The sequence below is a fragment of the Spectribacter hydrogenoxidans genome (assembly GCF_031846275.1).
Lineage (GTDB): Bacteria > Pseudomonadota > Gammaproteobacteria > Nevskiales > Salinisphaeraceae > Spectribacter > Spectribacter hydrogenoxidans.
The window spans coordinates 59179-74344 of record NZ_JAVRIB010000015.1 but is presented as its reverse complement, the minus strand read 5'-3'; the positions used below and the strand labels follow the sequence as shown (position 1 = coordinate 74344).

The window sequence follows — 15166 nt, the reverse complement described above, 5'->3', positions numbered from 1 at the left end:
GTCGAATCAAAAGCCGGGCTAATGTTAGTGGAAGTCAGAGCCACCAGATGGGCACCGGCGTGGCAGCAATGATCGCAACGATCTACCAAGTCACCGCCATCGCTATGCGCATGGCTGTCGGCCACCTGCACAGTTTCATCGGCCGCAACCGGCATATCCACATGCCAGGCCCAGGCGAGGGTGCTCACGCCCAGCATGATTGCCACCAGCCAGTGGACGGCGTTCGCCTGTCGGGGGAATTGGCGCATGAACTGACGCATTGCACGAACAGACTACGCAAACCGGTAAGAGTTCACAAATACCGGCACGGATTAGCCATGAACTGATGTGATGCCAAGACAAGGTTTCCAGTGGGTGGCCGTGCAGCTTGCTTGCCCATACAAACTACCCGGATACTAGCAGCGCGGTCGCGAACATAAGGGCCATCCCAGTCAGCAGGCCGCCCGCCAGCAGCGGCTGGCCGGTCAGGCCCTGCGCCGAGGCCGTGCGACCGTGCAAATACAGGCCGACGTCGATCAGCACTTGCAGGATGGCGCCGGCGCCCAGCGCCAGGCATAGGGCCGCAAACTGCGGCGAAAAAGCGTAGGCGCCGATCCAGCAACCCGCCACCGCCGGTAGCCCGGCCAGGGCCGCCAAACCTGCCCAAGTTGGTAATCTTGGCTGCGATTCGGTCAGTGGCGCGGCGATGCCGATGCCTTCGGTGACATTGTGCAAGGTGAAGCCGAGCACCAGGAAGGTGCCCAGGGCGATCTCCCCGGCGGCCACGGCGCTGCCGATGGCCAGGCCCTCGCCCAGGTTGTGCAGGCCGATGCCCAGGGCAATGCGCCAGGCCAGTGACACGCCGTCCGCGCCGCCACGAGAAACCGCGCGCAGACCGAAGAAAGCCGCGGCAGCGCCGAGCAGCACCAGCATCGGCCCTTGAAACAGGCTGGCCGCACGCTCCGCTTGCTCCAGCGCCTCCAGCAGCGTATCCACGAACAGGAAAGCGAGCAGACCCAGGGTAACGGCGAGCGCGAAATCGATAACCCCACGGGCCGAGCGGCGCAACGCCGGATAACACAACATGCCGAGCGCCACCGGAAACAGCCCCACGTATAGACCGACCCAGGTCCACGCGCCGAACTTCGCCAGGGTCGGCTGGGGCGTGGCCTGGGCCACGTCGATGCTGTGCTCGAAGGTCGCGCCGGTCGAGCTCACCAGGGTCAGGTGATGGGCGTCGCCGGCGACCCACATGTAGGGAATCCGGATCCAGGCGGCCTCGCCGCGGGACAGCGGGCCCTCCGGTTGCTGCGTGAATTGCCAATAGGCGCCGTCCACCTGGACCTGGGCGATGGTGACCGGGTCGGGGCTGTCGACCCGGTATTTCAGGGCGATGCCCTGTTCGTCGAGCACCACCCGCTCGACCACGACGTCCTCGAACGGCGCCGGCGCGCCACCCAGCTCCACGAGCCAATCGCCTTTGAACAGCGCAAAGATGGTCACCGCCAGCAAGGCCGGCGGCACGAACCAATGCGCCCAATAGCGCCAAGTGCTCATACCACCTCGAAGTGCGCCATCCAGCCGAGCTCCACGAACTCGCTCTGGTGGGCATGGAACATGTATAGCCCCGGCTCATGCTCGGCGAAGCTGAACTCCAGAATCCCACGCTGGGCCTGGCACTGCATGACGGTATCCACCGTGCGCAGAGTGGGCGTCAGCGTGGTGCCGTGGTCGTAATAGTCGAAGAAATTGGCGTGCACGTGGAAGGAGTTGATCGGGTCGAACTCGGTCACGTTGATCAGATACACGCGAATCGGCCGGGCCCGCTCGATCCGGATCGGGCGCTGGTTATAGGCATGGGCCACCGTATTGACCGCGTAGACCTCGTTTTCCTCGTCGAAATTGGTGTCGAAGCCGTTCATCACCATCACCATTTCCTGCCAGCGGGCGTTTTGCGGGGTCCCCAGCAACCGCGAGCGCGCGGCCTCGGCATGCTCCGGATGCCGCGCCGGGTCCGGGTCCACGATGAAGGCCCCGTACAGCCCTTTGTGGATATGCCGCTTCAAGGGCACGGAATGGCAGTGGTAAAGATGGCAACCGAACGGCAGGGCCTCGAACTCGTAAGTGAATTGGCCGCCGGGGTAAACCTCGCCAGCGCCGGGCACGCCGTCCATGCGGGCCGGATGGATGCCGTGAAAATGAATGGTGTGGGGATGGCTGCCTTGATTGCGGAAGACGATGCGCACTACATCGCCCTCGGTGGCCCGTAGGGTCGGCCCCGGCACACGGCCCGCATAGGTCCAGGCCGGAAAGAACAGCCCCGGCGCGATCTCGATCTCGCGATCCACCGCCACGATCTCGTATTCGCGCAGGCGCCGCCCGTCCGGCAGCCAAGATACCTGGCCACCGTCCCAGTCGGTAAGCAGTGCATGCGGGTCGAAGCCGTTGCGCCGGTGATCGACCTCGCCGACGGTGGTCATGCCGCCCGTATGCAGGGCGTGATCACCACGGCCATGCGCCGCCGATAGGCCGAACAGAGAACCCATCGATCCGGTCAGACCCAGACGCAGAAAATTGCGCCGGGAAAATCCGGGCAGCCACCCGCTCGATTGCTTCACGTGATGCCAACACAAGTTAAGTACATACTAAGTAACTTAGCATAGGCTTATTTTCGTGTTAACCCCGGCCCGATTGAGCCACCCACAAACGAACTGATTGTCGGCCAAAACCCTTCAATCGTAGGGTTGAAATATTTTATTACATTTAATAGTGTAATAATGTAATTGAAGCGATGCGACCTGCTTAAGGAGACCACCATGACTGACAAACAAGCCTGTATCGACGCGTGCATAGAAGCGGCCAAGGCCGCCGATAATTGCGCGGCTGTTTGCAGCGGCGATGCGCAAAAATTGGATTGTGTTCGCGTGTGCATGGATTGCGCCGCTATCGGCTGGCTATGTGCCTCGCTGACGAGCCGGCAATCCCCGCTGGCTTCCGAGCTGTGTTCGATCTGCGAAAAGGCCTGCCGCGCCTGCGCCGAGGAGTGCGAGAGATTCGACGACGAATGCTGCAAGGCCTGCGCGCAAGCCTGCCGGCAGTGCAGCCAAGCCTGTTCGGTAACCTGATTGCCCTGGCTGGAAATCGCATGACCGATCATTGCAAGGATTGCCCGCCCAAGCCGGCCTTACGCGCGCGGCCATTGCTATCGTCAATCCAGGCCCGCGAACTGGCGGACCTGTTCAAGGTCTTGGCGAACGACACGCGCTTGCGGCTGCTGCACGCCATCGCCATCGAACAGGAAATCCGCGTAAGCGATCTCGCCCAAGCCGTTGGCATGAAAGCCCAGGCCGTCTCCAACCAGCTGCAACGTCTGCTCGATGTGGGCATTCTGGCGTCACGGCGAGAAGGCAACAGCATTTACTACCGGATCCATGATCCCTGCGTTATCAATCTGCTGGATCAAGGCTGGTGTCTGATGGAGGACGCCCGCCAAAGCCCGGCTCGGGTCGCCTGAAGATCGGTATTCCTATGCGCTTGATGCGGACTGTGCAGGTTACAGTTACGCGCCTTGCGCGGCATAGCGGCGTCGCCATAGTCACTCCGATGTGCCTGTTTGCTTCAGCCGCGCATGCCGAGACCGCACTCGGTAGCGCCGATGCACCGGTGACCCTGGTCGAATACGGCTCGCTGACATGTGATCACTGTGTGCGCTTTCACAGAGAAGTTCTGCCCGACATCAAATCGCGTTACATCGACACCGGGCGGCTGCGCTTTGTCTACCGCAATTTTCCGACCAGTGCTGCGGCACTTCGCGGCGCGGTCGCCGCCCGCTGCGCCGGCGACCAGTATTATCAGATGCTGGATGCGCTCTACGCGTCTGTGCGCGACTGGGCTCGGCAGGACGATGTCGATTCTGCCCTCGTGCAGCAAGCCGCAGCGATCGGACTGAATCAGAAATCGTTTGGTGCTTGTCTGGATGCGCCTCGGCACAAGCGCGCCATAACCCGGGAACAGCGCCGCGCGAGCCGGGAACACGGTGTCCTGGGGACACCGACATTTCTTATCAACGGCGAAGTCGTACCCGGCAAGAAGAACATCGACGAAATGCAAGACTTGATCGAATGGGCCTTGCCTGATAGCACCGTCCAATACCAGCAGCACTAGACCAATCGTATCCTGGAGTTTATGAATGAGTGCCAATTAGGCGGCGGAACCCACACTGCGTCGGATTACCAAGGCGAGTAGTAAAACAGTCACTATGATCAATAGGGGGCCGTCCCGCCATCGCATGTAAGGCGTAAGCCCCGTGCGCGGCACCAGGCTCGATACCAGCTTTACCGCCTCGAATTGCGGTGCCTGGGCGCGCACCCGGCCACGGTCATCGATAACCGCGGTCACGCCGGTATTGGTGGCCCGCAACACATAGCGTTGGGTTTCCATGGCCCGCATGCGCGCAATCTGCAAGTGCTGCCAGGGGCCGATGGTGTCGCCGAACCAGGCGTCGTTGCTCATGTTGACGATAAAGTTCGAGCCGGCTGCCAGACTGGCGACCTCGCTGGGGAAGATGATTTCGTAGCAAATCGCGATGGCGGCGCGGTACCTCGCGACCGGCAGTAGGGTGGCTTGCGCGCCGGGGGCGAAGTCGGATTCCGGGGCACCCAACACGTCGAGCAGGTCGCCGAACAACCCGCGCAGGGGCACATACTCCCCGAATGGCACCAGGTGTCGCTTGGCATAAGCGGCGGACGTGCCTACGGCGACGGCGCTATTGAAAATGCGTCCGCTCTCGCCGCGGGTTGGGGCGCCCAGGATCAACGTGGCCTCGGCCGCATCCAGGCGCCGGGTGAGCTTGTCCAGGTAGGCCGTCGGCAGGTTTGCATAAAGCAGCGGCATGGCGGTCTCCGGCCAGACGATCAGATCGGCCTGTTCCAGCGGCTCGCTCAGCGTGGCGTAGCGCGCAAGCGTTTTGCTGCGATTTTCCGGCCGCCATTTCTCGGCCTGGTCGAAATTACCCTGCACGAGCGCGACTTCCAGCGGTGGCCCGGCCGGCCGGGTCCAGTCGCGTGTCAGCCCGGCATGGGTTGCGGCGCCAAGGGCCGCGACGGCAATGGCGGTCACGGCCCAGCGTCGCCAGCCGCGTCCGGCGGCGCACCAGACCAGGGCTGCGGCCAGCAGGGTAACCACGGCGCTCAGGCCGAGCACGCCCGTCACCGGCGCCAGGGCCGCCGCCAGTGGCGCATCGGTTTGACTGTAGCCGAGCAGCAGCCAGGGAAAACCGGTGAATAGCCAGGTGCGCAGCCATTCCAGTGCCAGCCAGGCCGCGGGCAGCGATGCCCATAATGCCCAGGCATCGGCTTGCGGCCGTAACCCGCGCGCCAGACACAGGGCCAGGGCCGGAAACAAGGCCAGGAGGGCGATCAGGCCGCCGGTGGCGATAAAGCTGGTCACCGGCCCGCCGCCGCCATACTGCGTCATGCTGACGTGTATCCAGGATACCCCGACCCCGAACAGACCCAGACCGAACAAGTAGCCCAGGGCAAAGGCCCGGCCCGGTGACGCGGTCCAGGCGTTGTGAAACAGCACCGCGACGCAGAACGGCGCCAGCCACCACCAGGACCAGGGCGCGAAGGCCAGCGGCAGGACCGCGCCGGCCGCCGTAGTGCTCAGCCACGGCGCGAGCGAACCCGGCCTGGATCGGCCGAGATGCAACAGGGCCTTGGCCATCGGCGGTCAGTTCCGCAATTTGAGTATACGCCGGGCGCCGTCGAGCACCACGAAGCCGATAATGGTGCCGATAATCAAATCTGGGTACCGCGAGCCGGTCCATGCTACGAGCACTGCGGCCAGGATTAACCCGATATTGGCAATCACGTCGTTGGCCGAGAATATCCAGCTCGCCTTCATGTGCGAGCCGCCGTGGCGGTGACGATAGATGAGAAACAGACAGGTGACGTTTGCGGCCAGTGCGACCGAACCCACGGTGATCATCAGCATTGACACGGGTTCGCTGCCGAATATAAAGCGCCGTCCGACTTCCATGAGCACGCCCAAAGCCATCAACAATTGCAGCCAGCCGGCCAGGTGCGCGGCGCGGGTTTTCAGTTGCATGCTGCGGCCCACCGCGTATAGAGCGACACCGTACACCGCGGCATCGGCAAACATGTCCAGCGAATCGGCCAGCAGGCCGGTGGATTGCGCCAGCCAGCCCAGCGTGAATTCGGCGAAGAACATGAAGCCGTTGATGGCCAGCAGTATTTTCAGCGTGCCGGACTCCTGCGCGTCCGCCTCGCGGCTTTGTTGCAGCGCTTGCAAATCGTCGTCGTCCGCATCGCGGGTGCCCAGCAAGCGCGCCCCCAGCCCCAGGGATTCGAGCTTAGGCGTGATCTCGTCCACATCCTGATCGTGTAGCACCTGGACCTGCCGCTCGCCCAGATCGAATACCAGGCCATGCACGCCGGTAACACCATCCAGGGCCATGCGGATCATGCCCTCTTCGGAGGGGCAATCCATCTTGGGCACGGAAAATTCGCTGATCCGGAGATCTGATTTGTTGTCAGCCATGTTGGCTCCGCGCATGAAAACCAATAGCTTAATCGCTACAATCGTTATAGGTTCAACCGGCAATCATCATGTATTTAACTATTGGCGAAACCGCCCGCCGCTGCGGCTGCTCCGTACAATCGCTGCGGCATTATCAAGCGCTTGGACTGTTGCAGCCCGCCGACCATACGGCGGGCGGCCAACGCCTGTACGACGCGGCCGGCCTGCAACGTGCGCACTTCATCCGCGCGGCGCGAGCCATGGGCTTCGGCCTGCCGGGCATCGGCGAGATGCTGACGCTCAGCGACGCGCCGGGCGCCGACTGCGAGCAGGTGCGCGCCTTGGCCTGTGCCCAGCTCCGCGAGACAGAAAAACGTATGCGCGAACTCAGATCGCTTCAAGCCGCACTGAAGCAGTTGGTGGGCGCTTGTTCCGGGGGAAGCGCCGCGGACTGCCGGATTCTTGCCGCGATGAATGGCGACGGTCTCGCTTCCAATCGGCCGGGAGAACCGCGGTGGGCGTAGTGCACTAACTTGTCCGCGAATTGCATATCTTCTACCCTAGCGCTCCGATGCGTACCCTGATCTGCCAAATACTCACCCTGCTGGTAATCACCGGCAATTTGGCGTGGGCGGCTGATATTGACCAAGGCTTCGCTACCTCGACAAGCCAGCAGACCTCCGCAGCGCATACAACGAGTCCACGAGCTTTAGTGTGCGACACGCAGGAATCGGCCGTCCCCGAACAAACCAATTTTTGCTACGACCTATGCTGCCACGGCAGCACCTGCTGCTCGGCCTTGACCCCCCATATCCAAAACCTGGCGCCGACGCCCACCGTCGCGTTCAACATCGCCGCGGCCACCGTTTTCCGCACACGCGCGGCCGACGCACCCCCCTTCCCCCCTAATATTTAGTCTCCAGCTGTGATCTGACGATGCAGCCTGCGCGCCGTGGGCTGTTGTTTCTTTGATCCTTGCCTGGAGACTGAATTTTCATGTCAACCATTTTTTTGCGGCGCGTGTCGCGTGTCTTCCTGGCGGCGGCTATTGCCGCTGCGTCGGTAAACCTCGCGCTTGCCCAGACCTCGCCGAAAACCGAAGCCACGAGCCCGGTTTTACGAGGGTTTATTCAAACAACCCTGGAAACCAACCCCGGTATTCTTGCCGCGCGCGCCGAGATTGAGGCCGCCGGGGGTCGGGTTGCCGCCGCGGATCGGCCGATCTACAACCCGCAACTGCAAATTGAAGCGGAACAGTCGGAATCCCGATTGGGAACCGTGGGCCTGGAACAGGCCCTGGATTGGTCTGACAAACGCGGTGCCAACACCAACATTGCCAGCGCCGAGCTACAGGTTGCGCGCGCTGAATATATCGTCAGACGTCAGGAGCTCACCGGTGAACTGCTTAGCGGCTTGGCTGACTACCACACCGCCGAGGCGGCGCAGGCCCTCGCGCAGGAGCGCGCGCGCCTGATGACGGATTTCTCCGATCTCAGCCAAAAGCGCCGCCGCGCCGGCGATCTGAGCCAGATCGAACTGGACCTCGCGAGTCTCGCCCGCACCCAGGCGGACCTGGAATTGTCGTTGGCGGCCACCGATCTGGCGCAGGCCGGCCAAAATCTGGCGGCGGTGACCGGTCAGGCGGTTCAGGACTGGCCTGAGTTGCCGGCGGACATCCCCGCGCCCGTTGATTTTAACGCGCAAGCCCTGCTTACCGCGCTGCCGCAAATACGTGCACTTCAGGCGCGCAGTGCTGCCGCCCGGGCGCGGGTGGAATTGCGCCGGCGTGAGCGCCGTCCGGACCCCACCGTGGGCGCTACCGTGGGTCAGGAACGCACGTTTCGCAACGGCGAAGACGGCAGCTTCGGCGTGGTCGGCCTGAACCTGAGTGTTCCCCTGTTCGTGCGCAACAGTTTTGCCGCCGAAGTGGATACCGCGAGCGCGGAATTGGCCGAGGCCGAACAAACCAAACATGAGGCGTTTCGCCGCGCCAGGGCGCGCCTGCTCTCGGCCGCCGAGCGCTACCGGCTGAGCCATGCGGCATGGCAGGCCTGGCAGCGCAGCGGCCGGCCGAGTCTGAGCAGCCAGGTTTCGCAGCTCGATCGCATCTGGAAATACGGCGAGATGAGCACCGCCGATTACCTGGTGCAGCTTAACCAGACGCTGGAAACACGGGCCGTCGCGCTGAAAATCCAGAACCGGCTGTGGGACGCCTGGGCCGACTGGCTGGTGGCCAGCGGCGAGGTCGATGACTGGCTGACCCGCAAACCCTAGCGCGCATCCCTTACCAATTACTATGGAGTCAAAGTACATGAACAAATGGATCATAGCGGCATGGGCCGGCGCATTGTTGCTGCCCATTAGCAGCGTATTCGCGGATAGCGAATCGGACGCGGAGCATGTGGAGGAACAGCCCTTGCGCATGAGCCCCGCGCAGCGGCAGGAACAGGGCATTGAAACGGCAGCGGTAGGCCGGCGCGCGCTCACCGGAAGCATTACCGCGCCGGGCGAAGTGCGCATCAATGCGTATCAGTCGGCGCAAATCACCCCGCGCGTCAGCGCGCAGGTCGCGGCCCGGCACGCGCGCCTGGGGGATGAGGTCAAGCAGGGGCAGCCCCTGGTCACCCTGACCAGCGTAGAGGTCGGGGTCGCCCAGGCCGACCTGATCGAAACCGACCGCGAGTGGCAGAGGGTGAAACAACTCGGCAAGCAGGTGGTGTCCGACCGGCGATATGTCGAGGCCCAGGTGGCGCGCCAGCGCGCGTATGCCGCACTGCGGGCCTACGGTATGAACAAGACACAGATCAACGCGCTGCTGCAAGGCGCGGATGCCTCGCGCGCCACCGGCGAATTCGAGCTGTTCTCGCCCCAGGACGGGCGGGTTATTCGCGATGATTTTGTGCGCGGCGAGTATGTAGAGCCCGGCCATGTACTGTTCGAGGTCACGGACACCAGTGCGCCCTGGGTGCAGGCGCAGCTCGACCCCGCGGTGGTCGCCAGACTGGCGGTGGGCGCGCCGGCACGGGTGAGCCGCGACGGCCGTGAGTGGATCGACGGCCGCATCGTACAACTGCATTACAGCCTGGACACCGACACCCGCACCCGCGCCGTGCGTATCGAATTTGAACCCGGCGCCACCACCTTCGCCGCCGGCGAATATGTGGACGTGGAACTGCAAACCGCAGGCGAGGACGCCGCGCTGGCCGTGCCCACGGACGCGCTGGTGTTGATGAATGGCGCGCAAACGGTGTTCACGCTCAACGGCGACGAATTCGAGCCGCGGCCGGTCGTCACCGGCGCGACCCGTGGCGGCTGGACCGAGATCAAAAGCGGCCTCACCCGGCAGGACCAAATCGTCACCCAAGGTGCGTTCCTACTCAAATCAATGGCGCTGAAATCGCAGATTGGCGACAGCGACTAATAGACAGAGAATCATCCCCATGCTGAATAAACTGGTCGAAGCGTCGCTGCATTACAAATTTCTGGTGATTATCGCGTTTCTGGTCCTCGGGTACCTCGGGGTGCGCGCGGTCAACAACATCCCCATCGACGCCTTTCCGGATGTCACCCCGGTACAGGTCAACATCTATACCGAATCCCCCGGCCTGGCCGCCGAAGACGTCGAGCAGCTACTGACCTTTCCGGTGGAATCCGGAATGGCAGGTCTGCCCGGGGTAACCGACATCCGCTCGGTCAGCCTGTTTGGGCTGTCTTATGTTTCCGTTTACTTCGAGGACGACGTAGATATTTACTTCGCGCGCCGGCTGGTGCTCGAACGTCTCCAGGAAGTGTCAAACCGTATGCCGTCCGAGTACGGCCAGCCCGAGATGGGGCCCAATAGTTCCGGCCTGGGGCAAGTGTTCTGGTACACCGTCGAACGCGCCGACGAGCAATTGGAGCAAGAGATTTCGGACATGGACCTGCGCACTATCCAGGACTGGACGGTGCGGCTGATCCTGCGCACCGCGCCGGGGGTGGACGATGTGATGTCCTGGGGCGGACAAGAGCGCCAGTTCCAGGTCGTGATCGACCCGTTGAAGCTGATCAAGTACGACCTCGGCTACAAGGATGTCATGGAGGTCATCGAGTCGAACAACCGCCAGGTGGGCGGGCAGTACGTCAATCTTGGTCCCGAGCAGTATCTGGTACGCGGCCTGGGCCTGGTGGCCGATGAGCAGGATATCGGCAATATCATGCTGAAAACCGTCGCCGGCACCCCCGTGTATCTGCGCGACGTAGCCACCGTCAAGCAGGCCCCGGCCCTGCGCTTTGGCGCGGTCACGCGCGATGGCAAGGAAGTGGTACTGGGCATGGCGCTGGCACGTATCGGCACCAACGCCGACGACGTGGTCTCCGCCGTTAAGGAGAAGGTCGATATCGTCAAATCGGCGCTACCCGACGGGGTCGCCATCAACCCGGTCTATGAGCGCACGGAACTGGTGGAAGAAGCCGTTTCTACCGCGGAGCGTGCGCTGATCGAAGGCTCCCTGCTGGTCGCGCTCGTGCTGTTCCTGTTCCTCGGCGAACTTCGCTCCGCCATTGTGGTGATCTCGGCCCTGCCGCTGGCCATGCTGATCGCTTTCATTTGCATGGAGCAGGCCGGCCTGTCGGCCAATCTGATGTCACTGGCGGGTCTGGCGATCGGGATCGGGATGATGGTGGACGGCGCGGTCGTGATGACCGAGAACGCCTTCCGCATCATGGCCGAGTGGCGCGAAAAAGGCGAAGAGGTCGACCGCAGCGCGGCGGTGTTGCTGGCGGCGCGCGAGGTGGCCAAACCCATCGCCTTCGCCATTCTCATCATCATCGTGGTGTTTCTGCCCCTGTTCAGCTTGCAGGGGCTGGAGGGCAAGCTGTTCAAGCCCATGGCATTCAACATCAGCTTCGCCATGGCCGGTTCCCTGCTGCTGACGCTGACCATCATCCCGGTGCTGGCGGCGCTTATCCTCAAGCCCAAGGCCGAACGCGACACCTGGCTGGTGCGCGGCATCAAACGCGTCTACCTGCCCAGCCTTGCCTGGTCGCTGGCGCACAAGAAAACCATTGTGGCCGGCGCCGGCGCCGCGCTGCTCGCGAGCTTGGCGTTGTTTCCCTTGCTGGGCAAGGAATTCATGCCGCAATTGCAGGAGGGCTCGATCATGTGGCGGGTCACCTCAATCCCCTCGACCTCGCTGGAACAATCCATCGAGATTTCCAAGGATATTCAACGCGCGCTGGGCCAGTTTCCGGAGGTGCAAACCACCATCGCCATGATCGGGCGCGCCGAAAAAGGCGAGACGGCGGATGTCAATTACATGGAAATCTATACCGGCCTCACGCCCAAAAGCGAGTGGGACCGCTCCATTGGCGAGTTGGCTGACGCCATGCGCGAGGCGCTCGAAGAAACCGTGCCGACCTCGGTCATCGCCTTTACCCAGCCGATCCAGATGCGCGTGGAGGAGTTGATCTCGGGCGTGCGCGCCACGCTGGCGGCCAAGCTATACGGCGAGGACCTGGCCGAGCTCGACCGTTTGAGCGCCCAGATCAAGAACGCGATTGACAACGTCCCCGGTGTGGCCGACCTCTCGCTGGAGGCCAACATCGGCAAGCCGCAGATTCAGATCAAGGTCGACCGCGAGGCCCTGGCCCGCTACGGCATGAACGCCGACGACGTGCTGACCGTGGTCCGCACGGGCATCGGTAACCAGCCGGTTTCGACGCTGATCGACGGCGTCAAGCGTTTCGACATCACCGCCCGGATTCAGGACGCTTCCAAGGCGTCGGTGGCAGCCATCAATGATATCCCGCTGCGCACTGCCAGCGGCGCCATCGTGCCACTGTCGCGGGTGGCCGAGGTCAGCACCGCCGAGGGCTATTCCTTTGTCCGCCGCGAGCAGTTGCAGCGCTACGCGGTGATTCAAATGGATGTGCGTGGCCGGGATGTGGATGGTTTTGTGCAGGACGCCAACGCCGCCATCGAACAAAAGGTGGACCTGCCGCCGGGCTACTGGATCGAATGGGGCGGTGCGTTCGAGAACCAGCAGCGGGCGCTCTCGCGCCTGGCGCTGATCGTACCTTTGACCATCTTCTTTATTTTCGTGCTGCTTTATACCGCGTTCAATTCGGTGAAGTACGCCACCCTGATCATCGCCAATGTGCCGTTCGCCACCATCGGCGGTCTGGTCGCGCTGTTCATCAGCGGTCAATACCTGTCGGTGCCCTCGGCCATCGGTTTCATCGCGGTGTTCGGCGTCGCCATGCTCAACGGCATTGTGCTGGTGAGCTTTATCAATGAATTGCGCGAAAAAGGCCTGCCGGTGGCCGAAGCCGTGCGGCGCGGCGCGGAGCTGCGCCTGCGGCCGGTCATGATGACCGCCAGTGTCGCCATTTTGGGCCTGATCCCGATGCTGCTCTCCAGCGGCGTCGGCGCGGAAACCCAGCGCCCGCTGGCCGCGGTCGTGGTCGGCGGACTGATTACCTCAACCCTGTTGACGCTGGTCCTGTTGCCCGTGATCTACGAGTGGATGGAAACCGACAAGGAGGACAAAGCATGAAAGAAATCAAAGCCTTCATTCACCGCAACCGGATAGCGGATGTGGTGCACGCGCTGCACACCGCCGGTTACGAAAAGCTCTCCGTCATTGATGTGCAGGGGCTATTACACGCCCTGAGCAGTGAGGAACAACGTTATTCGGTGGAAATCGGGGCGGCGGTCATTACCGAAGTCAAGCTGGAGATCGTGTGCATGCAGGACGAACGTGTCCCAGCGGCGGTGGAAATTATCCGCGAACAGGCCCGAACCGGCCAACCTGAAAGCGGCTGGATTTATGTCAGCAATATCGAATCCGCGACACCTATCGAGGGATGAAGCCCTGTCCCGACAACGGGCGCGGACTCAGCCCGTCCGAGGAGGTAGCCATGTGAAGAAAGTAACTGAACGACGTGTTTATCATTGTTTCTCAAGGAGACCATTATGAGTTTACGTTTAGGAGATACCGCCCCGGATTTCGAAGCAGAAACCACCGAGGGCACGATTAACTTCCACGACTGGATCGGCGACGGCTGGGCCGTGCTGTTCTCGCACCCGGCCGACTTCACGCCGGTGTGCACCACCGAGTTGGGCGAGACCGCCAAGCTCAAGGAACAGTTCGCCAAGCGCAACTGCAAGGTGATTGCGGTATCCGTGGACTCGGTCGAGGACCACAAGGCCTGGGTCGGCGACATCGACGAGACCCAGGGCTGCGCGGTCAACTTTCCGATTATTGGCGACACCGACCGGCATGTATCGGAAACCTACGACATGTTGCATCCCGGCGAAGGTGATACCTCGACCGTGCGTTCGGTATTTGTGATTGATGCGAACAAGAAGATTCGCATGACGCTCACCTACCCCAAGAGCGCCGGCCGCAACTTCGACGAGATCCTGCGGGTCATCGACTCCATCCAGCTCACCGACGGCTACAAGGTGGCCACCCCGGTGAACTGGAAGGACGGCGAGGACGTCATCATCGTCCCGTCCCTGTCCGACGAAGAGGCCAAAGAGCACTTCCCGGACGGCTGGAAGACCTTGAAGCCCTACCTGCGGGTGACCAAGCAGCCGAATCGTTAAACTTCGGCATCTACCCCACCCGTCCAGCCAGGGTGCACTAACGCCCTGGCTGGGCGACTACGAATGATTTTTGCAAACTGGCTTTGGAAACTCATTTTCTTGAACGAACAACCTTGAATACCGAGTGCCCGCCATAACCCTGTGGCTATATCCGCCACTGACCGGTGCGCTGCTATATAAAGTCATGCAGAGGCGCGCGGAAAGCCGAGCCTCTGTTGGTAAGGAGACAAATTGATGGAAGTTGGAATCTGGTTGGTACTCGGCCTGGCCGCCTTGCCCGCACTCGGCAATTTCGCCGGCGGGCTGCTGGCCGACTGGCTACGGCCGTCCAAGCACACCCTGAACCTGGCTTTGCATGCCTCGGCCGGCATCATCCTGGCCGTGATCGCTGTTGAGGTGATGCCGCAAGCGTTGCCGGTGGCGCCCGCCTGGCTACTGGCGCTGGCGTTCATCGGCGGCGGCGCGGCCTACCTGGCGATGGAAGCCGGCGTCGATCGCTGGCAGCGCAGCAAACCGGGCGGCGCCGGCACTGGCGCGTGGATGGTGTACGTGGCGGTGGCCACCGACCTGATCGGTGACGGCTTACTGATTGGCGCCGGTTCCGCCGTGTCCGGAGAACTGGCATTGGTGCTGGCACTCGGTCAGTTGCTGGCGGATGGGCCGGAAGGTTTTGCCGTAGTCGCGAACTTCCGAGACAAGGGCTTCGGCCGCGTCAAACGCATGCTGATTTCGGCTTCGTTCGCGTTACCGGTGATTGGCGCGGCCCTGCTGGCCTACTTCGTGCTGCGCGGGCAAGGCGAAGTGGTAAAGATGGCGGCGCTGGTATTCGTCGGCGGCTTGTTCACGCTGGCCGCAGTCGAGGACATGCTGCGCGAAGCCCACGATAGCGCGGGGGACAGCCGTTGGTCAGCGGCATCGCTAATCGCCGGCTTCGCGCTGTTTATGATCGTCTCGGGCAGCCTTGACTAATGAGGCTGGAAATTTTTGATTGCCGCTATGAACTCGAATCCCGGAATAGCCCTTTCAAAGTCCAAAGCAGAAAAATAAACATATTTATTG

Annotated in this window: 15 protein-coding genes; 10 read left to right on the top strand and 5 right to left on the bottom strand. The window is 62.4% G+C overall.

The genetic code is table 11. The annotated features are described in order from the left end of the window. The 3 genes from RM532_RS13490 to RM532_RS13480 all read right to left on the bottom strand — a co-directional run. A partial coding sequence (locus RM532_RS13490) for a hypothetical protein (protein ID WP_311653857.1) occupies positions 1–260 on the bottom strand: 260 nt, incomplete at its 3' end. A gap of 124 nt (positions 261–384) precedes the next feature. Further along, a complete protein-coding gene (locus RM532_RS13485; protein ID WP_423246902.1) occupies positions 385–1482 on the bottom strand; it encodes a ZIP family metal transporter in 1098 nt (365 codons plus the stop codon). Positions 1483–1532: 50 nt separating this feature from the next. Next, positions 1533–2525, bottom strand: coding sequence for a multicopper oxidase domain-containing protein (locus RM532_RS13480; RefSeq protein ID WP_311653855.1), 993 nt, complete (start codon positions 2523–2525; stop codon positions 1533–1535). A gap of 270 nt (positions 2526–2795) precedes the next feature. Here RM532_RS13480 and RM532_RS13475 point away from each other — a divergent pair, with 270 nt between their 5' ends. From RM532_RS13475 to RM532_RS13465, 3 genes are read left to right on the top strand one after another with little or no spacing between them, the layout of a single operon-like run. After that, positions 2796–3104 (top strand): four-helix bundle copper-binding protein, encoded by a 309-nt coding sequence (locus tag RM532_RS13475; protein WP_311653854.1) that lies wholly within the window; start codon positions 2796–2798, stop codon positions 3102–3104. Positions 3105–3124: 20 nt separating this feature from the next. After that, the gene (locus tag RM532_RS13470) at positions 3125–3493 is read left to right on the top strand and encodes an ArsR/SmtB family transcription factor (protein WP_349255328.1); all 369 of its coding nucleotides are present in this window, start codon (positions 3125–3127) and stop codon (positions 3491–3493) included. A gap of 14 nt (positions 3494–3507) precedes the next feature. Then, positions 3508–4143 carry a DsbA family protein gene (locus RM532_RS13465; protein ID WP_311653858.1) on the top strand — a complete coding sequence of 212 codons (636 nt, stop codon included), beginning with the start codon at positions 3508–3510 and terminating at the stop codon, positions 4141–4143. 36 nt (positions 4144–4179) lie between these two features. Here the strand turns inward: RM532_RS13465 and lnt are convergent, their stop codons facing one another. Together lnt and RM532_RS13455 are read right to left on the bottom strand one after the other, a co-directional pair. Then, positions 4180–5703 (bottom strand): apolipoprotein N-acyltransferase, encoded by a 1524-nt coding sequence (gene lnt / locus RM532_RS13460; protein ID WP_311653852.1) that lies wholly within the window; start codon positions 5701–5703, stop codon positions 4180–4182. Positions 5704–5709: 6 nt separating this feature from the next. Then, positions 5710–6540, bottom strand: coding sequence for a cation efflux transmembrane domain-containing protein (locus tag RM532_RS13455; protein ID WP_311653851.1), 831 nt, complete (start codon positions 6538–6540; stop codon positions 5710–5712). A gap of 68 nt (positions 6541–6608) precedes the next feature. Between RM532_RS13455 and RM532_RS13450 the strand changes: the two genes are divergently transcribed. The 7 genes from RM532_RS13450 to RM532_RS13420 all read left to right on the top strand — a co-directional run bounded on the left by RM532_RS13450 (position 6609) and on the right by RM532_RS13420 (position 15076). After that, positions 6609–7043, top strand: a complete 435-nt coding sequence (locus RM532_RS13450) for a heavy metal-responsive transcriptional regulator (RefSeq protein ID WP_311653850.1) — start codon at positions 6609–6611, stop codon at positions 7041–7043. Positions 7044–7515: 472 nt separating this feature from the next. Then, on the top strand, positions 7516–8793 hold the full coding sequence (locus RM532_RS13445) for a TolC family protein (protein WP_311653849.1): 1278 nt from the start codon (positions 7516–7518) through the stop codon (positions 8791–8793). Positions 8794–8830: 37 nt separating this feature from the next. Then, the gene (locus RM532_RS13440; RefSeq protein ID WP_311653848.1) at positions 8831–9940 is read left to right on the top strand and encodes an efflux RND transporter periplasmic adaptor subunit; all 1110 of its coding nucleotides are present in this window, start codon (positions 8831–8833) and stop codon (positions 9938–9940) included. A 19-nt stretch (positions 9941–9959) separates the two neighbouring features. Beyond that, positions 9960–13052, top strand: coding sequence for an efflux RND transporter permease subunit (locus RM532_RS13435; protein WP_311653847.1), 3093 nt, complete (start codon positions 9960–9962; stop codon positions 13050–13052). Continuing rightward, on the top strand, positions 13049–13366 hold the full coding sequence (locus RM532_RS13430; protein ID WP_311653846.1) for a P-II family nitrogen regulator: 318 nt from the start codon (positions 13049–13051) through the stop codon (positions 13364–13366). Before RM532_RS13435 ends, RM532_RS13430 begins: the two co-directional genes overlap by 4 nt. Positions 13367–13471: 105 nt before the next feature. After that, entirely contained in the window at positions 13472–14107 is a 636-nt protein-coding gene (locus tag RM532_RS13425; RefSeq protein ID WP_311653845.1) for a peroxiredoxin, read from the top strand. Positions 14108–14341: 234 nt separating this feature from the next. Further along, a complete protein-coding gene (locus tag RM532_RS13420) occupies positions 14342–15076 on the top strand; it encodes a ZIP family metal transporter (protein WP_311653844.1) in 735 nt (244 codons plus the stop codon). Positions 15077–15166 lie beyond the last annotated feature (90 nt).